The organism is Siminovitchia sp. FSL W7-1587 (assembly GCF_037963795.1).
In the GTDB taxonomy this organism is placed as follows: Bacteria; Bacillota; Bacilli; order Bacillales; family Bacillaceae_C; genus Siminovitchia; species Siminovitchia thermophila.
The window spans coordinates 2,446,898-2,467,356 of record NZ_CP150169.1 but is presented as its reverse complement, the minus strand read 5'-3'; the positions used below and the strand labels follow the sequence as shown (position 1 = coordinate 2,467,356).

Sequence of the window (20,459 nt, the reverse complement as noted above, 5' to 3'; positions counted from 1 at the left end):
GGAAGCTATAGGCTTTTGCAAAGCCCTTTGCAATAAGTGATACCCGCCGGGGCTCCATGACAAAGCGGCAATGAAACGAATATCCTTGATTGCCATTTGATTTCAACTCCCTTTTCGCTTGGAATTTTTAATGTAAAAGCAATCCCCGACCGATACCCCTAAGGATTTGGCGATGACATAAGCAATTCTCGGACTTACTTTTTGCTTTCCTGATAATATTTTTGACAAATACGAGGGATCTGTTTGAATTTCTTTAGCTAGGTTCGCTTGTGTATCATATTTATCATAAATTAACTCAAAAAGATTATTCTTAATTCGATAAACCGGCTTCATCTAAACTGCCTCCTAATTAATACTCCATATTAATTAGTACTTTTACAGCAATGGCAAATGGAGATGATTTTTATGAATGGACTTTAGCTTGATCCTTTTTCTTACAGAGTTATTAAAATAACCTAACTGTACATGTCGAATTGCCAGGTGATGCCAAGGCATTTTCCTTGTTTTTACATATTGAAGATGAGCGTTTTGCAAGATATGCGTCTTTTTGATGAAAACTCCTTGTTCAACAATTAAATGGTCCGCTTCAAATTGAAATTTTACACTCCAATGCTCCATTACCTTTATGCTACATAAAATCAGTAAGGCAAGTATCCCGATCGGGAACAAGGTTTCAGCTAACATGTAGAGACACAAGCCCGTAATGAAGAATGCAGTTAAATAGATGAGAAGTACAGCATGCCTCCCGCCTTGCTTCTTCCATTTCTCTTCTTTCAAATGGATGTCCTCTTTATAACACAACTTTATAAACATAGGGATGTCTTCATTTTTTACAAAAGGGTGTAAAAGGATTTTTCTTTGCTCTTGATCAATTGTTTCTATATAAAGGGTCGACCTTTTAAATAATTTTTGAACGAGGGTTTGTTGAACCATCAAACCCTTTATATTTTTTATGTAAATACTGACAATTTTTTTGGAGAATGCTCCGCTCACTATTTTAATTTGCTGATCATCCATTTGAAGATTGAAATTAATTGCTTTGGAATACTGTGCTATCAATGACATGATTAAGAGAGCTGAAGCATACATATAGACAGAGCCTGGCAAATTGGCGATTCCTTGTATCCAAAATTCGATAGAAAAGTATCCTTCCCAAGTTTCGGATTTGGAAATATTTGAAACAAGGGTTGATAGAAAAATCACAAAAAGTGTAAATATAAGTCCTCTGGTGATTAAGCCTCCGAGGACTTCTCTTGATGTTACTTGAAATCTTTTTACAAAATCAGAGTTGGTCTCTTCGGCTTTTAGGGCGTTAACAATTGCGAGTCGATCTTGCTCTCTTATCGCGGGCAGAGAAATGGTTGCCTCATCTTCATCCCCTTCCAGCTGAATTCGCAAATCAGAAATTCCCAGCATATTACTTGGAAACCACTTTGTCGTCACACAATTAACGACCTTTCTTTCGTCAATATATTCTACCGTGTGTTGCAAAAATGAAAAGTTTTTAACGATTACTTGATCATCTTGTATACTGTAACGCAAAGTACACCATTTCACGAACCCGAACATAATGAAACTACAACCAAGAATGGATATAATGGTCCCACTAATATGTTCATTGATCGTTTTTAAACCTGCGCTGGAACGAAAAATTAACACTAATAAATAAGGAGGGATCAATCTTATCGCCAGTTTGACCGCATAAGAAACAATAAGGAATGGATGCATCTTACTCATTCTTTATTTCCTCTTGATTTCCATTTAATTCAATGTACTTGATAATAGATTCTGCTGTTGAATGTTTTATATAGTCAATCTCTAAGGAACCTGCTGCAGTAATGATTTCTAAAGAAACTAAATGATACTTCTTCAAAATCGGCCCTTGCCTTATTTTTGTTTGATACACTTTACGGCAAGGAATAATGACTTTATTTTTTATAACAATGCCAGATTGATAGAAAATCAATTTATTTGAGCATTTAAATGAAATGGAGTGATAAAGTCTTTTTAACCTTAGCAAGCTTATGAAAAAAAAGACCGTAATGAAAATCATTATGTAAATCAACATGCTGTTTATAAATTTATGAAATGAAAATAGGTACAAGATAAACGTAACAAGAAAAGTCGCAACGAAAATAAGCGAGTATTCAATCCTTTTTCCTTTTATAAAATTATTGGACACCTTATTCCAATCACTTACACAATCCATACACTACTTCCTTTATCGTTTTTGATCATAAAAAGTTTTACACAAATATATCTCTTTTCTTAAAAATCACCATTGATAGATATAATAATAATACTATTGCAAGTCCGATGACGACAATCGCCGTAATAAGACTCACACCATATGGTTGTGTTGCTCCTTCCCCTTCCAAAAACAGCGCTAATTTTACGTTAGGGAAAACGGAGTAATATAGATAAGGAATTTTTTCCATATAAAGCGGGGAAGTATACTGAATTAATACAAAAGTGATAAATCCTAAAATTGAACTCATGACATTATTAAAAATAACAGAAAAGAAAATTGCTAATAAAATATAGAAAGTCATTGAAATTATTAAAAGCAAAAACCCTAATACGATTCCTTGCCACACTGAGTAAATACCAGGGTTTATAAGGGTCAACACAATTTGATCAGTCCATCCACCGAAACGATAAAGCGTTCCTGTTGTGATGTATTCCAGAAAAAAATAAAATACAGATAGGCCTAGTAAAACAAAAAAAACTGCTAGAATCTTAGAGAATAACAATCTGCCTCTTCCCAAGGGAGAAAACAATAGCGACTTTAAACTTCCTGTAGTTTGTTCGCCTACAATCATATCGCTACACAAAATAATGACTGCAAAAGGTAAAATGATTGAAATAAAAAATCCTCCCGTGATTTCTTCAAATAATAGCATTGCCCCTGTTTGATAACCTTCCGCAGGTATATTGTGAACCATTTTTGTATCGATGATTTCCAATGAACGTTCTATGTATGTAGAGTCTATTTCTTTATTACTATATAAACTTTTGAGCGATTGTTTTTCCATTTCATATATTTCATTGGATGCCATTTTAACTTCATTTGAATCCAAGTAGCTTAGTGTTGCCGAAAGAATCATCATTCCAACACTAATTATTAAAAGAACAACAATTTTCTTTCTTAACCAAAGCTTTATTATTTCATTTTTTATGGCTGCTTTCATACACTTTTCTCCTTAGAACCAATTGCTTCTAAATAGATACGCTCTAATGATTTTTCCTTTTTTAAAAAGTGGGTGATGACTATTTTTTGATTAATGAAACTTGAGAGTATTTGTTGTGCGCCGTTCGTATTTGTTGAAAAATGAATATGGCTGTTTGTCATATGTATGATTTGTACTTTGTGAAGATGAAAGATAGCTTCGATCTCTTCTTTCGTTAGATCGGTCTGAAATTCAATCTGATACGTATGTTTATCAGCTTCTTGAAGATCTTTTTTTTCAATGTCCGTCACTTTTTTTCCTTCATGAATGATGATTCCTCTATCTAATACATGTTCTAATTCACTTAAAATATGTGAGGAAATGAAAACGGAAATATTTTTCTCTCGTGAAAGGTATTGGATAAGATTCCGAACATCAATGATTCCCTGTGGATCTAAACCGTTAATTGGCTCATCTAAAATGATCATTTTAGGCCGCCCGATAAGTGCGAGCCCAATCCCTAAACGTTGCTTCATCCCAAGTGAAAAATGAACTGCTTTTTCATGAATGCGAGAGCTTAAGCCGATAAGTTCAACGATGTCAGACAAGTCTTTGTCTGTCGGGTTTGAATCTAAAAGTCGAGCACGTTGCTTCAAATTTTCCCAACCACTCATATACAAATAGAGTGAGGGATTTTCCACAATCCCTCCCATATGCCTCATTGCTTTGGAAAAGTCTGTTTCTATGTTCCAGCCATTGATATAAATGTTTCCACTTGTTGGCTTAATCATCCCCGTTAACATCCGAATCGTAGTTGTCTTTCCAGCACCATTGGGTCCAAGAAATCCAAAAACTTCACCCTGTTTAATAGAAAATGAAATATCATAAATGAGTGTTTTCTTTTTAATAACTTTAGTAAGCCCTTCCACCTTCATAATTTCCATTTGATTCACCTAAACTTTTCATGCTCATTTTGATCGCTATATTTCTAAAATGTCCATTTATTTTATTGTAAAAACATATATCAAGTGTCATGGGGCTCCATCTTTATGCCTAATCCCTACCCCCTTTTACCACAAAGCCAAGCAAATCATTTCCCAAGGCCTATTTATAGCTTCAGCTACTATGACTCATTCTCTTTCTAATTATATTATAGTCTATCTATTTCGAATTTCACCGCAATCCTCATTGCGGTTTTACGTAAAGAAGTTTGCGGTAGGAGAAATCTGATAAAAATGTAAGGGCAGGATGATTAAAGATTGTCATGCTTATGTAGGCAAATAATTGAGTAAAAACAATAAAGTAGGAATCATTTTATATCACATAAAAAAGTATATTCCTCTCTCAGGAATATACTTTTTTCAAAAAAATAAAATAATTTATCTTATCCGAATATATCAATAACTTCTATTAAACGCCAAACCCATTTACCAGCTTCCTTTACCCATTTCCATACCTTTTTAACTTTCTTCAACAAGTAACACCCCCTATTTTTTCTAATGAGATCATTTATACTAATAATCTAGTGATCTCATGTTTAATTATAGTTTTTTGCCCATATTCTATCAATTGTAACTTATGGGAACATATAGTAATTGTCTCAATATTGATAATACTTATCGAATAATAGACTAAAATGTGGTATAGATGACCACTAGCGCTACATTAAATAGTTAAACTATTCAACTGACTATTCAGAACTATATCGTCTATCAAATTTGAAAAAGGGACAAACCTTAATCAAAGATGAGTATGTTCATTTGGTAAAATATGTATATTGACACCCGAGGCAAGAGGGACGATCGACATTTCCTTATGTAGGCTGAAGGATTTCCAACAGCTCTTAACGTCGGAAAAAAGCAAAGCTCGTAACTTTGTGAACATTTGTTATAAGGTCAATGTTGTCTTGGTTTCCAACCTAAGAAGCAGTCGTAAACTGTAGGCGATCATGGCAATATAAAGCTGGTTCCAAGCAAACTGTTCCGTTCGGCCATGGATATGGTTTACCTGCAGATGCTGCTTCTTCATCAATTAATTCAAAGGTAATCGCTTCAGCCCATTTACCAAGCTGACGTAAATAGCGTATGTTTGTCCATAGGGATTTCCTTTGTAGTAGATTTGGGCAGGCTATCACCTATCCGTCCTTTACAAAGGTTTTTTTCTTTTTCAGACGTGTCTGAAATTATCGTATGCAACCTAGTTGCAACACTAGTGGTTTAAAATAAAAAAAAGTATACTCCTCTCCTAGGAATATACTTTTCCAAGAAATAAAATCATATCCGGAAATATCTTCAATAAATTCATTTTAACGCCAAATTGATTTACCTGCTTCTTTTACCCATTTTCAATACCGTTACCGTTCCAGTACAGCATTTCGAAATTTTTTACTTTCTTCAGCAAGTAACACCCCCCTTATTTTTCTTATGAAATCATTAAACTAATCGTCTCATGTTTGATTATAGTTTTTTGTTCATTTTTATCAATTGTAACTTATGGCAATAAATAGTAATTTCAAAATATTAATAATGTTTCTGAAATGAAATGTGAAATAGACAAAATAGCTGAACTCCGAATTTGAACTTGCATTCATCCCTTTCGTTCAACACATTGGCTGGAAAGAGACTTTGTTGGCCTTCAAGGCTTCTTCCCGGAAAGTTTTTAATAGCACCAAGCACTTACCTTGGAGAGTAAACCAATGTATGATGAGGCAACATTCCGCCATACTTGGCTCATCACGGATTTAAAGGATGTAACTGATTCCATCCTATTTACTCCACTCTTCTTTCCCATTCTCCTGCTCGATACAAAATCTCCCCTTGTTTCTCTTGCCTATATCCTCCGGATGTTTGTTTCATACAATATAACAAAACGCATGCACCGGTTTAGCAACGTGCAAACTGGAGCTAATCGCAATGAGATAAAGGATAAGAAGTGAAATCAGCGTAAAGCGAGACAATCGCTGAAAAAGGCGCCCTTAGCCTTCATCAGCGATTGTCTTCATCCATGCGCCTGGAACTCGCAGCTGGAAACATGACAACGAAAAGAGCCGATATTGACCTTATTGCAGCAAACGATGGCCTCGTTTAAGGTTTCCTCGATTCTCCACCGCGCAGTCGAATAGGTTGCGCCTCAAAGACTGCTAGGCATAGGCGCTGGCGTTAGACAACAAATACTTGAACTTTCTTATCTTTAAAACAAAGGATGGGAGAAAAGCTATGAAAGAAACGGATGTTGGATCGAGATTAAAAGTCCTTCAAGGCACGATGGAAATTGCCAATCAATTGCATACATCTTCCAAGGGATTAGAAAAAAACGGAGCCACCTCAAAAATCATTAACAATTATCATAGTTATTTAGGCTATCATTCTGAGTATGAAATAAAGGATTGGAAAAAATTAGAAAATAGCGACAAAGTAAACTATATTCAAAATCAGCTCATTCCCGAGTTCGATCTATTCCATTTTCATTTTTCGACGAGTTTACTAACTGACCATTCCGACTTGGAACAACTTAGAACTGCTGAGAAACCAATCATTATGGAGCATTGGGGGAGTGAAGTTCGTTCCTTAAATAAGGCATTGCAAATTAATCGCTATGCGAAAGTAAAAATGAACAATGACGACTGGATTTCCCGTAAACTGGAGTTTCTCGCTGAAAACATTCCATATTGCATTGCTCCTGATCATGAAATGCATTACTATGTCAAGCCTTACTATCAGCACGTTTTTTTTGTACCACAAATGATCGATCTATCCGAATATGCACCAACTTTTTTGGAAAAGAAAACACGACCACTTATCGTTCATGCTCCAACCAACCCGCAAATCAAAGGAACTCTTTATATTTTACAAGCCATTGAACAATTACGGACTGAATTCGCGTTCGATTTCCAATTAGTTCAACGCATGAATCATCTAGAGGCTAAAAAAATTTATGAAAAGGCCGATTTGATTATCGATCAGCTTCATTTAGGGAGCTACGGCTTATTTGCGATTGAAGCGATGGCGCTAGGGAAACCGGTGATTTGTTATATTAGTGACTTCATGGCTTCTTATTATCCAAAAACATTACCGCTTATTTCAGCCAACCCCGATACCTTGGTTGAAAAGCTGCGCTTTCTTTTAAATAACCAGGATTCCTTTCCTGAAATAGGAAGGAAAGGAAGAGAATACGTGGAGGCGCACCATGACTATCTCAAAAACAGTGCTAAACTTCTTAAGATCTATGAAGCAATCATCGATTCTGAAAAAGGATAGGCATCCCTTTTCACGATTCATCGTTCTTCTCCATCCACTCTTTTCATAAAATAATGAAGTCAAGCGAAAAACATAAGCAAGCAGGTGACAATATGAATAATGATTTAAAGCCCGCACCAATAATAGATCAACATATTTTCGTAACAGGTGGAGCCGGATTTATCGGATCAGCGCTCATTGAAAAATTAATTGATCACAACAAAGTAACGATTTTCGATAATTTTTCCCGAAACGCATTAAAGTGTAAACCATATAAAGATCATCCAAATTTACAAACGATAACCGGTGATGTTCTTGATCTGAAAGCATTGAAACAAGCAGTGGAAGGGGCCAATTACATCGTCCACGCTGCCGGTATTGCCGGGATTGACACTGTCATTAAAAATCCTGTTAAAACGATGCAAGTCAATATGATCGGCTCCGCCAACGTTCTGGAAGCAGCCGCTTCCCTCCCTAATTTAAAACGTGTGATCTGTTTTAGCACAAGTGAAGTGTTTGGCCAAGTAGCGTTCCGCTCAACCGAAACGACTCACACCATTTTAGGAGCTGTCGGAGAAGCAAGATGGACCTATGCTGTCAGCAAACTAGCCGTGGAGCATCTTGCTTATTCTTATTTCAAGCAGTACCAGTTACCCACTGTAGCTGTTCGACCCTTTAATGTTTATGGGCCTGGGCAGGTTGGCGAGGGCGCCATTAAAACAATGGTTCAGCAAGCCCTAAAAAATGAACCAATCACGATTCATGGTGATGGCACCCAAATTCGAGCCTGGTGTTATGTGGACGATATGGTCGATGGGATTCTTCGCTGTTTAACCGTCGATGAGGCCATTGGAGAATCTTTTAATATCGGTAATGAACGGGCGATTATTACGATTTATGGTTTAGCGAACACGATCATCCGTGTCCTCGGTTCTCAATCAAACATTCAATATGACAAGCGGACGGCAGCTGACATTGAACTACGCATTCCTCAGGTGAGAAAAGCAAAGAAACTGCTTGGTTTTGAAGCAAAAGTAGACTTGGAAGAAGGCATTCAGCGAACAGCAAACAGTATGAAATTGAAATGATCAAGCGATTGGAGGTTTACCGGTTGAAAAAGTGGAAGTCAGAAGGAGATGGAACGTTCTCATATGACGAGCTTGGCAGCTGTGGTGAACATGTCATTATTGAAGACGGCGTGCGCATTTTCCATCCTGAAAATGTTCATCTTGGTGACAATGTTTACATCGGCCATGACACGATTATTAAAGGTTATTACAAAGATACATTGCGGATCGCTTCAAATAGTTGGATCGGCCAGCAATGCTTTATCCATGGGGCTGGCGGGGTCGAGATTAACGAATTTGCCGGGATCGGTCCCGCGGTTCGAATGCTGGCCTCTTTTCACATTGATCCAGATGATGTTGAGGAAGCCATTGTCTTTTCTCCTCTCGTTTCTTCACCTATTATCATCGAAAAAAACTGTAATATCGGTATCGGCGCGACCATTCTTGGCGGCGTTACTATCGGAGCCAACTCAAAAATTGGCGCAAACGCCCTCGTGAATAAAACGATCCCTCCCTACAGTATTGCTGTCGGCGTTCCCGCAAAAGTCATTAAAAATCGCCAAATGTCTAAAAAGGAGAAGAACACAGATGATTCGATTAGTTGAACCGTACATTCGCTTTGAAGAGGTTCAGCATGAGCTTGAACAAATCTTTTCTTCCGGCATATTAACGAAAGGGCCGTTCGTTCAACAATTCACTGACAGCTTGAAACAGTATGTCGGTGCTCGCCATAGTTTTTTAACAACATCTGGAACAACAGCCCTTTCGACCTGCCTTCGCTTAGTCAATATTCAGCCAGGTGATGAAGTCATTGTTTCTGATTTTTCATTTCCAGCTACCGCGAATGTCGTTGAAGAGCTTGGAGCAAAGCCAATCTTTGCTGATGTCGATTTAGATACATTTAATATGCTGCCAGAAGAGTTAGAGAAGCAAATAACACCGAAAACGAAGGCCGTTATTTTTGTTGACGCACTCGGCAATCCAACCGGGATTCATCAGATTAAACAAATGTGTGACCATTATCAGCTCCCATTAATTGATGATGCCGCCTGTGCACTAGGCAGCAGTGAGAATGGCGTCAAGTCGGGAAAAATCGCCGATTTGACTTGTTTTAGCTTTCATCCAAGAAAACTGTTAACTACGGGGGAAGGTGGAGCGATTGTTACAGATAGTGACCGTTGGAGCAGTTGGCTCGAAAGAAAGTTAAATCATGGTGCTGTCCCGGCAAACGGACAATTAGATTTTGTCGATTACGGCTACAATTATCGCCTGCCTGATATTCAAGCTCTTATGGGCTTGAAACAGTTACAAAAGCTTGATTCAATTGTTAAAAGAAGGAACCAGTTAAAGGAAACATATCGTCAGCTTTTGGAACCTTTAGGTTTTACTAACCAAAAGATTGCTGATCATGTGATTCATAATGTCCAGTCTGCTGTTTTTAAAATCCCGGAGCAGGTTAAACTTGGATCGTTAATCGCCTATTTACGCGAACACAAGATAGAATCCACTTTTGGCACCTACTGTTTAAGTGCAACGAGTTACTATCAGCGCAAGTACGGACAAACGAAGCAAAATGCCCGTTATTTACAAGAACATACGTTAGCCCTTCCTTGCCATGATCAAGTAAAAGCGGAAGAAGTCGCGGCAGTAATTGAGTCTTACATGAATCTTCTCTAGCTTTCTTGTAAATAGGAATTGAAAAGGAAGATGTTATGAAAGGAAAAGCTGATTGTTACTTCTGCCTAAAGTGGAACTCTAGTGCGCAGGTTAGCGGACTGCAATAAAGCCCTGCAAGCAAGTAATCTCTACCTGCTCGCAGGGCCGCATTTCTTAATTTTCTTCTATTTGTCTACGATTTTTCTTGAATAACTTGGATAATACTTCATACACGATTGGTACAACTATTAAAGTTAGCAACGTCGAACTTGTTAATCCACCGATAACGGTAATCCCTAAATCTCTTGAGATTAGGCCGCCTCCGCCATTTCCCAGTGCCAATGGGATTAACGCGCCAATTGTAGCGATGGCGGTCATGAGAATTGGGCGAAGACGAGTTGCTCCGGCTTCTAATATCGCCTGGCGCATCGTCAATCCGGAGCGCTCCATACGGATGATCCGGTCGACCAGAACGATGGCGTTCGTCACAACAATCCCGATCAGCATCAATAGTCCCATCATAACAGAGACCGAAATCGTTTCACCGGCAATAAATAACCCGACCAAAGATCCGATGACGGTAAACGGTAATGAAAACAAGATCGAAAACGGTGCGACACCTTCATGGAAAGTAACTACAAGGATAAAATACACAATCGCAATTGCCGCTGCCATGGCCATACCCAATTGTGTAAAAGTCTCCTGCATATCGGCTTGTACACCGGCAACTCCGACTGTCACGCCTTTAGGTAAATCCAGATTATCTACTTCTTTACCAATCTTGGATGTTACTTTTGAAATATCTTGGCCTTTTACTGTCCCCGAAACCGTTGCATAGTACTCGCCTTTACTGCGTGCAAGCGTATTAAACGTAGTCCCTTTCTTCACGTTGACAAGTTCGGAAAGAGGCACTGTGTTGCCTTGCGCAGTCGGTACTTGTTTATCCAGGAGTTCATCGATCGATTCCGGTTTAGCATCTTGCTCTTGTTGAACAATGACATCTAAGGAATCCCCGTCTTTTTCCACCGTCGTTAAAACATCTTTTGCTTTTTGCGGGCTTAGCATCATCACAAGCTGGCCTGTTGTCAACCCATAATTCAGTAATTCTGCCTGGTCGACTCGGAATGTATATTCAACATAAGCCTCTTCATCAGAGGACGAAACATCTTTTAATCCATCATGTTTTTTCATGATGTCCTCTACCTGTTTTACAGATTCATTCAGTTTATTTAAATCTTCACTGTAAAGAGTGTAGCTTACTTCATTGGTAGCTCCTGATCCCGAAGAGAAATTCTGGCTTTTCCATGTGCCTGATTGGTCAAGTGATGTTACATACTTTTCTATTTCCTCCCTTGCTTCCGGGAAGTCTTCCATTTCCTCATCAAAAATCAGGTACATTAAGGCGCCGCCTGAGCCGCCGCCCATCATCATTGCCGTCTCGTCGCCAGCTTCCGTAATGGACACTTGAACAATATCAATATCCTCGCGTTTCAGCATTTTCTCTTCAAGCTCTCTTACATTTTCTAATGTCTTGTCTTGAAGCTCTCCCGCTTTTGGTGTGTACGTTAAGTACATTACCTTTTCTTCTTCGCTTCCCATAAAGCTGAAACCGATGAGTGGCGTTAGCGCCAAACTGCCCACCAGTAAGAGGGTCGCCAACACTGATGCTATGATTTTATGGTTGAGCACTTTTTCAAGAAAGTTTCGATACCCGTTTGCCAACTTGCCTGGCCCTTTGTGGCTCGTTTCCGTTTTTTCACCGTATAATTTCTTTTTAAATAAGAAATGCGACAAAGCCGGAACGATCGTAATCGCCACAAGTAATGAAGCTCCCAGCGCAAACGCCATCGTTAAGGCGAATGGCATAAACAATTCACCGACCATGCCGCCGACAAAAATCATCGGTGCAAATACAGCAATCGTCACTAATGTTGAGGACAAAATCGGCTTGAACATTTCAATGGTCGCTTCACGTATAAGAGCACGGCCTGTTAATGTTTCTTCTTTTAAATGCAAGCGACGGTATATATTTTCCACAACAACAATCGAGTCATCGATGACTCGCCCAATTGCTACGGTGACCGCCCCAAGCGTCATAATATTTAATGTGATATCCATCCAATTTAATAGCAACAATGCCATGAAAATAGAAACCGGAATGGAGATAATGGAAATGAGTGTTGATTTGAAGTCCCTTAGGAAGAGAAGAATAATCAATACAGCAATTAACCCGCCAAATAACGCCTTTTCAATCATCGTTGCCACGGATTCTTCAATTGGTTCTCCCTGGTCAAGCGTTGTATCAATCACAAGATTCTCATACTTCGATTTTTCCTCTTTGACTAACTTCTTGACCTTATTAACGACATCAACGGTGTTTGCCTGCTGATCTTTGACAATTTGGATGGCTATGGCATCTTTTCCGTTTGTCCGGGAAACCGATTCAACCTTTCCGACTGTCTTGATTTCCGCAATATCGCCAAGCTTTACAAATGGTGATGAATTGGAAGGTGTGGGCGTAACAGGAATCAACATTTCCTTTAGCTCGTCAATGGTCATAAATTTGCCATCAATCGCTACAGCCTGCTCGCCTTCTTTAAACTCATATAGTCCCAATGAAACTGCCATGTTACTGGCTTGAATCATTTCCTTGACCTTATCTTCCGTCAAACCGAATTGACTCATTTTCGTTTGATCATATATAAGGTCCACTTCTTCAATATGCTGGCCGGTAATGGTGGCTGAAGCAACACCATCTAGTTTTTCAATTTTCGGCAGCAAACTTTCCTCTACTGTTGATGTTAATTCAACAATATCATCTTTCGAACTGCTGATACTAAGAGCCATAATCGGCATCATGTTCATGCTGATCGCAGATGTTGTCGGTTTCTCTACTTCTTCTGGAAATTCCAGATTATCCAACACTGATTTTAATTCGCGATTTGCCTCATCCATATCAGTGCCGTATTCATATTCCAGCTCGATACTGGCCATATTTGAATAGGAACTGGAATAAACAGCTTTTACATGTTCGAGGTTTTCCGCTGCTTTTTCTATCGGAATGGAGACATCTTCCATCACCTGTTCAGGAGTAGCCCCGGGATATACCCCCGTAACCATCAAGAACGGAATGGAAATATCGGGAATCGTCTCTGTTTTCATTCGAGTCCCTGAATAAATGCCTGATACCGTAATGATAATCGTAAGCAGCCATACAGCAAGTTTGTTCTTTAAGACAAAATTGACTAACCCTTTCACTATCCCACCTGCCCTAAATTGACTATTTTCTTACATTTATTTATAATAATGACTGATTGGTCATTTGTCAATAAATACCTGGGAGCGATCGCTTTATGATGAAAAAACAATTAATTATGGAAAAGGCATTGGAGCTTTTTGCGAAGCAAGGATTCGAGGCCACATCAGTTCAACAAATAACAGAACATTGCGGCATTTCCAAAGGAGCATTTTACCTATCATTCAAGTCAAAAAATGAATTAATATTGGCTTTACTTGATCACTTTTTGAGGAAAATTTTATCAGATATTGACTATCTGGTCAAAAACACGAAAAATCCCGCTCTTTTATATGAATTTTATGAGACGTTGTTCCATTCTTTTCAAAAACATCATGACTTTGCCAAACTGCTCCTGAAAGAGCAAATACTCACAATTAACGATACATTTATGAATAAAATGTATGCCTATGAAGTATCATTCGAGAAAATGATTTTAACCTTGCTGGAACGGAACTATGGTGAAACAATCAAAAAGTCAAAATATGATCTTATCTATTGTGTCAAAGGACTCATCAATACTTATTCCCAACTTCTTTTATTTGGTGATGCGCCGTTCGATGTAAAACTATTGGCCCAATCACTCGTCGAGAAAACAAATATACTCGCTAAATACACAACCATCCCTTTTATTTCGCAAGAACTGCTTCAAACATTAAAAAGTCCGACAAATGAAAATATAACAAAGGAACAGCTCCTTGAAATGATGGAAGAAAAAATCGAAGAAATGGAAGATTCGATTGAAAAAGAATCGTTAAGCTTGTTAAAAGAACATCTATTGGAGCCGAGTTTCAGCCCTGCCATTGTGAAGGGCTTGCTGGAAAATATTCGACATCATCCTTCTTGTAAAATGATAGCTTATTTGCTCCGCCATTATTGGGGGCTTCAAACATGACGGAAATGCAGAAACATCTGTTTCGAATGTAAGTACCTTTGGAAACATCAGAAATGAATGGAATGTCATGAAGCAAATTAACCGTTATATCGATTCAGTCTTTTATCACCAAAATCCTCTTTTGGAGGAAGTGATTTCATCCATAAAAGAAAACGGACTGCCCTCCACAGTATCCTCCCTCCTCCGAAAAGCTTTTAACCATGCTCATATCCATTTCCGGGGCTAAAAGATTTTGGAAATAGGAGCCCTTGGAGGTTATAGCGGGATTTGCCTTGCCAGGGGATTCGGTACAGATGGAACATTAACCTCCCTTGAACTTGAGGAGAGATACGCTGAGTTGGCACACAGCAATCTATCTAAAGCCGGCTTTGGCGATCAAGTATCCTGTATGACAGGACCAGTTCTCCAAATCCTTGAAAAACTCGTGTCGATCAGAAGCGATTTTTTTCTTTATGGATGCAGATAAGTTAATTATAAAAACTACTTGAAATATGCATCAGACTGGGGAACCAGATGCTTTGATCGTCGCTGATAACGTACTTGCGGTCGGCAGTGTAGCAGATCCGGGAGCTAAAGCAAAGCGTTATACTGAATTCATGGAAAAATTTAATAAAGTGAAACTTCATTCAGTAGGGGTTTTCTTCCATCTCCTACTGAATGTTAGTTGAACGAATCGGGCATGTAGGTGCCGCTTTCTCCCACTTAGACCTTTTGTATCAACTTAGGTCTTGATGTGGTGTGTATGCCACCTTACATGCGGGATAAAACTTTGGTTCTCTGCTTATTCCAATTGGGGATGGGATGACCATTTCAAAAGTAAAGAAATAAGAAAACAATTGTATCAGAATGCTGTGAATTGCCATCTTGCCTGCTAAAAAAGATCACCTCCTTTGGATTTCTCTCGATATACATCCGCGATCTTTGCTCATACAGCCAGTGCCCGGCTGTCTTTCCGGGGGGCCGTTACTTGCCGATAGGATATGAAATTTAACGGCAATATATAATATCTGCCACCATTAGGCGGCAGGCATATTTAGAACGACTGTGTTAAAAGCCTGTCTAATATAGTGCCAATTATTTTTCCGGCTGTCTTTGGAGCCGTTTTCCCTGGAAGCCCAAGAGCGTGGATGGTCTTTAAGCCTTTCTTTTCTGCAAATGCAAAGTCCGTTCCCCCTGGTTTGGAGGCTATGTCAATGATCAGAGCCGCCGGGTTCATTTTTGAAAGGATCGCCGCTTCCAAAATCTGTTGGGGAATTGTATTGATACAAATATCGGTTTTAGCAATATAATCGGCTAAATGGTCAAAGTGAACCGGACGCAGCCCCATTTCAGTGATGCGGGCTAGATCGGCATCCTTTCTTGCGGCCACACTCACTTGCGCCCCGACAGCGGAGAATAGCCTTGCCAAAGTAACACCCGTTCTGCCAAATCCCAGCACCATCACATGAGAACCGTGAATCGTATAGTCTGTTTCTTCTATGGCAATGTTTAATACGGCCTCGGCTGTAGGAATGGAATTTAAAATAGCAACATCGTGACGGTCCATTAAACGGACAAGCTTGCGATCAGCTTGCTTCACAATACGGTCTAAATATTCATTTGAAATCCCCGTATACACAATGCAATGTTCAGGAGTCTTTTTTAACATATCGGGCGACACGTTCAAAGATTTCTCCGAATAGACGGCCTCTACTTCACCGCGGGCATTCGTTCCGCCCAAAGGAAGCAAAATGGCATCAATTCGCCTAAAGTCGACTTGATCCAGCTTTTCATTATGTATGTTGGAATGGGAGAAAATCAATTGGTCGAATCCGGCTACAAATATATCGATCTCTTTGGAAGCTAATTGATTAATGACTTCAACATAGCGCTGATCACCACCCATAATCAACAGAGACAAATGCTTTTCCACCAATAATACCGCCTTTCCGTTCCATATTTAGCTTGTTTCTATATATTAGTTGATAATCTCTATCTTGTTATAAAGCGTTGAAATCGAGATTCCCAAAGAGCGGGCTGCCTGCTTTTTACTTTCCAACGAACTGCCATAGTAATGTAATGTTTATTTAATCCACAACCTTTAAAGGCAGAAGTGAAGTAGAAGCCAAGGATGGCAAAGAACTATTTTATTCTGGGAAGAAGACCCCGGTAATGTTTGCATCTGCTTCATCACTAATAAATCCGGAATAACGGTTGAAGTACTCTCGTTCATGAATCTTTCTAACACGTTTTCCAATTCCCGAATGTTCCCGGGCCAATTATATGTGGATAAAATGGACATTCCTTTGCTTGTAAGCTGCATTGGGTAAAATCCGACTCTTTCCTCGATCCTGTTCATCAAAATCTTCTACCAATAATGGTATATCTTGCTTTCTTTGTCGTAAAGATGGCACTTCGAAGCAGAGAACGTTCAATTGATCATATAAATCTTCACAAAACTTTCCTTCAGATACCCGCTTTTCCAAATCAGCAATTGAATAAAAACCTCCAAAAACACACCTATCATTTATATAAAATATAAATCCATAGGATAAAAAGCTTTATATTGTATAATTTATAACCTTGACTATTTGGTAACATTCAGCTCCAACCATATTTTTGTCCGGCCTAAAGATGAAACATATGGAAAAAGCGTTGCGGCTGCTTTGTTCCGGGACTAGAATTTGGCCTGCTTTATAGGTACAATGAGATTAGTGGTGAATGAAAAAATAAAAGTGAGGAATATCATGATCAAGGCTATTTTTTTCGATTTAGACGATACCCTGTTATGGGATCAAAAAAGTGTGAAAGAGGCTTTTGCCGCGACATGTAAAACGGCTGAAGAACGCTGTGGATTAGACCCGGATCAATTGGAACAAGCGGTTCGCGAGAGTGCGAGAGCGCTATACTCTTCTTATGAAACATATCCGTTTACCCAAATGATCGGGATCAATCCTTTTGAAGGGTTATGGGGAGAGTTTAAGGATGAAACAGCAGACTTTCAAAAATTAAGCAACATTGTTCCCACATATCGAAAAGACGCATGGACACTCGGTTTGAAACAATTGGGTATAGATGATCCGGATTTGGGGTCTGAACTGGGAGAACTTTTTCCCCAAAACCGCCGGAAAGTCCCGTTTGTTTATGACGATACATTTCAAGTGCTGGATACACTTACAAAAGATTATCGGCTCGTGCTGATTACCAATGGATCACCAAGCTTGCAAAACATAAAATTGACCATCACCCCAGAATTGAGACCATACTTTGAGGAAATTATCATTTCTGGCGATTATGGGAAAGGGAAACCTGATAAAGGAATCTTTGAGCATGCTCTGTCACTAATGTCCTTGCACAATGATGAGGCCATCATGGTAGGCGACAACTTAAACACAGATATTTTGGGGGCAAATCGCGCAGGAATCAAATCTGTCTGGATCAACCGCGAGCAAAAAGAACGGAATGAGGTCGTGCCTTCCTTTGAGATTCAGCGACTGACGAATGTTTATGATGTTTTAAAAGATTTATAGATACCTTCTTTACAAATACCGACCAGCTTCAGAAAGATTTCAAACAACGTTTAGGCATTGTTTGAAATCTTTTTTTCCGGTAAAACGAAACTTATAGGGATTTGTTTTCCATATGTTAGCGCTAGATAGTTATTGACAAAATAGTGTGAAACGGAACCGGGAAGTATGTACAATGAATTCTTTACCTGTTACTATTTATATAAATGTTATATTTATGAGGAGAGTTGAGACAAGATGAGCACAGTGAAGCAAAAAGGTTATTTCGGCCAGTTTGGCGGAAGTTTCGTTCCTCCTGACTTACAGAAAGTAATGGACCAGTTGGAGGAGCAATTCGAGAAGTACAAAAATGATGAAGAATTTAATAGAGAGCTTGCCTATTATGTAAAAGAATATGTGGGCAGAGAAAATCCGCTCACTTTCGCTAAAAATTTGACGGACAAACTTGGCGGGGCAAAAATTTATTTAAAGCGGGAAGATTTAAACCATACAGGAGCCCATAAAATCAATAACGCCATCGGGCAAATTTTGCTTGCGAAACGAATGGGCATCAAGCGGATTATCGCCGAAACCGGGGCGGGACAGCACGGGGTGGCCACTGCTACCGCCTGCGCGATGTTCGGGATGGATTGCGTCATTTATATGGGAGCGGAGGATACGAGAAGACAGGCGCTGAATGTATTCAGAATGGAGTTATTGGGCGCAAAGGTTGTCGCGGTGGATAAAGGCCAGGGTCGTTTAAAAGATGCAGTTGATGAAGCATTGAACGATTTGGTACAAAACTATGACCATACATTCTATTTACTTGGATCAGCGGTCGGTCCACATCCTTATCCAACGATTGTAAAACATTTTCAAGCCATCATCAGTGAAGAGTCTAAGAAACAAATTCTGGAAAAAGAAGGAAAGCTGCCTACCGCGGTTGTCGCTTGTACAGGCGGGGGGAGCAACGCAATAGGCGCATTTGCCCATTATATAGACGAACAAGATGTACGTCTGATCGGGATCGAGCCTGACCAAGCTCCTTCCTTGACGAAAGGCGTGCCTGCCGAGCTCCATGGATTCAAATGTCTCGCCTTAATAGATGAAAACGGCAACCCACAGCCAACCTATTCCATCGCTGCCGGATTGGATTATCCGGGAATCGGCCCTGAACACAGCTACTTAAAAGAATCAGGCAGAGCGGAATATTACACAGTTTCCAACGATGAAGTGCTGGAAGCCTTCAAATTATTGTCAAAAGTGGAAGGCATCATCCCGGCACTGGAAAGTGCGCACGCCATCGCCTATACGACCAAATTTGCCCCTACACTGGATCAAAATGATATCATTATCGTAAACTTATCCGGCCGGGGCGACAAAGACGTCCAGCAAGTGTTTGAAATGGAGAAAAAATAATAGAGCTGTCCGAAAAGTAATATTAGAGCTTGAAAATCAAAAAAATAAAACCCAAGAATGCTGTAAAATCAACATTCTTGGGTTTTAAGTTTTAGCGTCTTTACTCTAAGTTGGACTTTTTAGACAGCACCTTTTTGCGCGATTGAAAAATAGGCCTTCCAACTCCCTTATTTGAATTTTCTGGGAGGGTGATCAAAATGGACCGGAAACGAGTTAAAAAACAGATACAACAATGTACAGTTGAGGAATTAACAGCATGGCGAAAACATGCGGTGAAATGTCTTCAATATTTTTTAAAAGCGCGAAATAAGTTTGAGATTGAAGAATGTCACTTCGTCATTTCCCATATCGACCAAAGACTCCAAGAATTAAACAAAGACTTCTGATGAAGTGACAGTGCCCCTGGGCCAAGTGCGAAAAGTCAAGAAGGGGCGTTCAAAGGCTGCGTGAAAAATGCGAAATGGAGCCCCCGGCTTCTTTTCCATCAAACCGGTCTGACGGTGATTTCATTTACATTCACATAATCAGGCTGGGTAACGGCGTATAACACAGCTTTTGCGATATCCTCAGCCTCCAGTTTTTTACGGTTGGACACACTTGTGCTCAATGAAGTGTCCACCATGCCCGGAGAAATATTAGTTACACGGACACCGGTTCTGGCCAGTTCCTTTTCCAGTCCCATTGAAATAGCACGGACCGCAAACTTGGTTGCGCTGTAAACTGTGCTCATCTTTGTCACTTCAAAACCGGAAACAGAAGCAATATTGATAATATGACCGGCCGAGCGTTCAAGCATGGAAGGCAAAACGGCATTGATACCGTATAGCACCCCTTTTATGTTCACGTCAATCATTTTCTCCCACTCTTCGACTTTACCGGACTGGACAGTGGCGGAAAGCATCTGGCCCGCGTTATTGACAAAAATATCAATACGTCCAAATGCTTCCAGCGCTTTTTTCACCATTTCCTCTACTTCTTCCCTGTTGGCCATATCCGTCCTCACCACAAATGCTTTCCCTCTAGCTTGCCGATTTATCTCCTTCTCTATTTCATTCAACTTTTCGTGACGTCTGGCGGCCAGAACAACATTGGCGCCCTCTGCCGCCAGTTCTTTGGCAATGGCGGCGCCAATTCCGCTGCTTGCTCCTGTGATAACAACTGTTTTGCCTTGTAATTGCTCCATGTTCCATTCCTCCATTTACCTCTTTTAACCGAGTGTAACACGAAGGAAAATAGG

At 39.6% G+C, this 20,459-nt stretch carries 16 protein-coding genes and 1 pseudogene; 10 read left to right on the top strand and 7 right to left on the bottom strand.

What is annotated here, in order from left to right:
- Positions 1 to 102 precede the first annotated feature (102 nt).
- The 4 genes from NST31_RS11600 to NST31_RS11585 all read right to left on the bottom strand — a co-directional run bounded on the left by NST31_RS11600 (position 103) and on the right by NST31_RS11585 (position 4,114).
- The gene (locus NST31_RS11600; protein WP_077112629.1) at positions 103 to 333 is read right to left on the bottom strand and encodes a helix-turn-helix transcriptional regulator; all 231 of its coding nucleotides are present in this window, start codon (positions 331 to 333) and stop codon (positions 103 to 105) included.
- A 42-nt stretch (positions 334 to 375) separates the two neighbouring features.
- The gene (locus tag NST31_RS11595; protein ID WP_339160724.1) at positions 376 to 1,737 is read right to left on the bottom strand and encodes a PH domain-containing protein; all 1,362 of its coding nucleotides are present in this window, start codon (positions 1,735 to 1,737) and stop codon (positions 376 to 378) included.
- A gap of 509 nt (positions 1,738 to 2,246) precedes the next feature.
- The gene (locus NST31_RS11590; RefSeq protein ID WP_339160722.1) at positions 2,247 to 3,191 is read right to left on the bottom strand and encodes an ABC transporter permease subunit; all 945 of its coding nucleotides are present in this window, start codon (positions 3,189 to 3,191) and stop codon (positions 2,247 to 2,249) included.
- Positions 3,188 to 4,114 (bottom strand): ABC transporter ATP-binding protein, encoded by a 927-nt coding sequence (locus NST31_RS11585; protein WP_339160720.1) that lies wholly within the window; start codon positions 4,112 to 4,114, stop codon positions 3,188 to 3,190. Before NST31_RS11585 ends, NST31_RS11590 begins: the two co-directional genes overlap by 4 nt.
- Positions 4,115 to 5,865: 1,751 nt before the next feature.
- On the opposite strand from NST31_RS11585, the gene NST31_RS11580 reads away from it, so the two are divergent.
- From NST31_RS11580 to NST31_RS11560, 5 genes are all read left to right on the top strand, one after another.
- Positions 5,866 to 6,105, top strand: coding sequence for a hypothetical protein (locus NST31_RS11580; protein ID WP_339160717.1), 240 nt, complete (start codon positions 5,866 to 5,868; stop codon positions 6,103 to 6,105).
- A gap of 280 nt (positions 6,106 to 6,385) precedes the next feature.
- Positions 6,386 to 7,426 (top strand): glycosyltransferase, encoded by a 1,041-nt coding sequence (locus NST31_RS11575; protein ID WP_339160715.1) that lies wholly within the window; start codon positions 6,386 to 6,388, stop codon positions 7,424 to 7,426.
- Between the two features lie 92 nt (positions 7,427 to 7,518).
- Positions 7,519 to 8,493 (top strand): NAD-dependent epimerase/dehydratase family protein, encoded by a 975-nt coding sequence (locus tag NST31_RS11570; protein WP_339160713.1) that lies wholly within the window; start codon positions 7,519 to 7,521, stop codon positions 8,491 to 8,493.
- A gap of 23 nt (positions 8,494 to 8,516) precedes the next feature.
- The gene (locus NST31_RS11565) at positions 8,517 to 9,077 is read left to right on the top strand and encodes a DapH/DapD/GlmU-related protein (RefSeq protein ID WP_339160710.1); all 561 of its coding nucleotides are present in this window, start codon (positions 8,517 to 8,519) and stop codon (positions 9,075 to 9,077) included.
- On the top strand, positions 9,061 to 10,149 hold the full coding sequence (locus tag NST31_RS11560; protein ID WP_339160708.1) for a DegT/DnrJ/EryC1/StrS family aminotransferase: 1,089 nt from the start codon (positions 9,061 to 9,063) through the stop codon (positions 10,147 to 10,149). The genes NST31_RS11565 and NST31_RS11560 overlap by 17 nt, the downstream gene beginning before the upstream one ends.
- A gap of 153 nt (positions 10,150 to 10,302) precedes the next feature.
- Here NST31_RS11560 and NST31_RS11555 read toward each other — a convergent pair whose 3' ends face one another.
- Positions 10,303 to 13,386 carry an efflux RND transporter permease subunit gene (locus NST31_RS11555; protein ID WP_339160706.1) on the bottom strand — a complete coding sequence of 1,028 codons (3,084 nt, stop codon included), beginning with the start codon at positions 13,384 to 13,386 and terminating at the stop codon, positions 10,303 to 10,305.
- 95 nt (positions 13,387 to 13,481) lie between these two features.
- On the opposite strand from NST31_RS11555, the gene NST31_RS11550 reads away from it, so the two are divergent.
- Positions 13,482 to 14,318 (top strand): TetR/AcrR family transcriptional regulator, encoded by an 837-nt coding sequence (locus tag NST31_RS11550; RefSeq protein ID WP_339160704.1) that lies wholly within the window; start codon positions 13,482 to 13,484, stop codon positions 14,316 to 14,318.
- 67 nt (positions 14,319 to 14,385) lie between these two features.
- A pseudogene (locus NST31_RS11545) lies at positions 14,386 to 14,932 on the top strand (O-methyltransferase); the annotation flags it as partial.
- Positions 14,933 to 15,351: 419 nt separating this feature from the next.
- Here NST31_RS11545 and dpsA read toward each other — a convergent pair.
- Positions 15,352 to 16,230: a dipicolinate synthase subunit DpsA gene (gene dpsA, locus NST31_RS11540; RefSeq protein ID WP_339160703.1), complete on the bottom strand. Its 879-nt coding sequence runs from the start codon at positions 16,228 to 16,230 to the stop codon at positions 15,352 to 15,354.
- 814 nt (positions 16,231 to 17,044) lie between these two features.
- Between dpsA and NST31_RS11535 the strand changes: the two genes are divergently transcribed.
- The 3 genes from NST31_RS11535 (at position 17,045) to NST31_RS11525 (ending at position 19,608) form a co-directional block, all read left to right on the top strand.
- Positions 17,045 to 17,827: an HAD-IA family hydrolase gene (locus tag NST31_RS11535; RefSeq protein WP_339160702.1), complete on the top strand. Its 783-nt coding sequence runs from the start codon at positions 17,045 to 17,047 to the stop codon at positions 17,825 to 17,827.
- A 234-nt stretch (positions 17,828 to 18,061) separates the two neighbouring features.
- Positions 18,062 to 19,222 (top strand): tryptophan synthase subunit beta, encoded by a 1,161-nt coding sequence (trpB, locus tag NST31_RS11530; protein WP_339160700.1) that lies wholly within the window; start codon positions 18,062 to 18,064, stop codon positions 19,220 to 19,222.
- A gap of 197 nt (positions 19,223 to 19,419) precedes the next feature.
- Positions 19,420 to 19,608 (top strand): hypothetical protein, encoded by a 189-nt coding sequence (locus tag NST31_RS11525; protein WP_339160699.1) that lies wholly within the window; start codon positions 19,420 to 19,422, stop codon positions 19,606 to 19,608.
- A gap of 98 nt (positions 19,609 to 19,706) precedes the next feature.
- Here NST31_RS11525 and NST31_RS11520 read toward each other — a convergent pair whose 3' ends face one another.
- On the bottom strand, positions 19,707 to 20,405 hold the full coding sequence (locus tag NST31_RS11520) for an SDR family oxidoreductase (protein ID WP_339160696.1): 699 nt from the start codon (positions 20,403 to 20,405) through the stop codon (positions 19,707 to 19,709).
- Between the last annotated feature and the right edge of the window lie 54 nt (positions 20,406 to 20,459).

Excerpts from the sequence above, each read along its gene's own strand:
- NST31_RS11550 (WP_339160704.1), top strand. The coding sequence starts at position 13,482 with ATGATGAAAAAACAATTAATTATGGAAAAGGCATTGGAGCTTTTTGCG.
- NST31_RS11590 (WP_339160722.1), bottom strand. The coding sequence starts at position 3,191 with ATGAAAGCAGCCATAAAAAATGAAATAATAAAGCTTTGGTTAAGAAAG.
- NST31_RS11585 (WP_339160720.1), bottom strand. The coding sequence starts at position 4,114 with ATGGAAATTATGAAGGTGGAAGGGCTTACTAAAGTTATTAAAAAGAAA.
- NST31_RS11570 (WP_339160713.1), top strand. The coding sequence starts at position 7,519 with ATGAATAATGATTTAAAGCCCGCACCAATAATAGATCAACATATTTTC.
- NST31_RS11520 (WP_339160696.1), bottom strand. The coding sequence starts at position 20,405 with ATGGAGCAATTACAAGGCAAAACAGTTGTTATCACAGGAGCAAGCAGC.
- NST31_RS11595 (WP_339160724.1), bottom strand. The coding sequence starts at position 1,737 with ATGAGTAAGATGCATCCATTCCTTATTGTTTCTTATGCGGTCAAACTG.
- NST31_RS11575 (WP_339160715.1), top strand. The coding sequence starts at position 6,386 with ATGAAAGAAACGGATGTTGGATCGAGATTAAAAGTCCTTCAAGGCACG.
- trpB (WP_339160700.1), top strand. The coding sequence starts at position 18,062 with ATGAGCACAGTGAAGCAAAAAGGTTATTTCGGCCAGTTTGGCGGAAGT.
- NST31_RS11580 (WP_339160717.1), top strand. The coding sequence starts at position 5,866 with ATGTATGATGAGGCAACATTCCGCCATACTTGGCTCATCACGGATTTA.
- NST31_RS11525 (WP_339160699.1), top strand. The coding sequence starts at position 19,420 with ATGGACCGGAAACGAGTTAAAAAACAGATACAACAATGTACAGTTGAG.
- NST31_RS11535 (WP_339160702.1), top strand. The coding sequence starts at position 17,045 with ATGATCAAGGCTATTTTTTTCGATTTAGACGATACCCTGTTATGGGAT.
- NST31_RS11600 (WP_077112629.1), bottom strand. The coding sequence starts at position 333 with ATGAAGCCGGTTTATCGAATTAAGAATAATCTTTTTGAGTTAATTTAT.
- NST31_RS11560 (WP_339160708.1), top strand. The coding sequence starts at position 9,061 with ATGATTCGATTAGTTGAACCGTACATTCGCTTTGAAGAGGTTCAGCAT.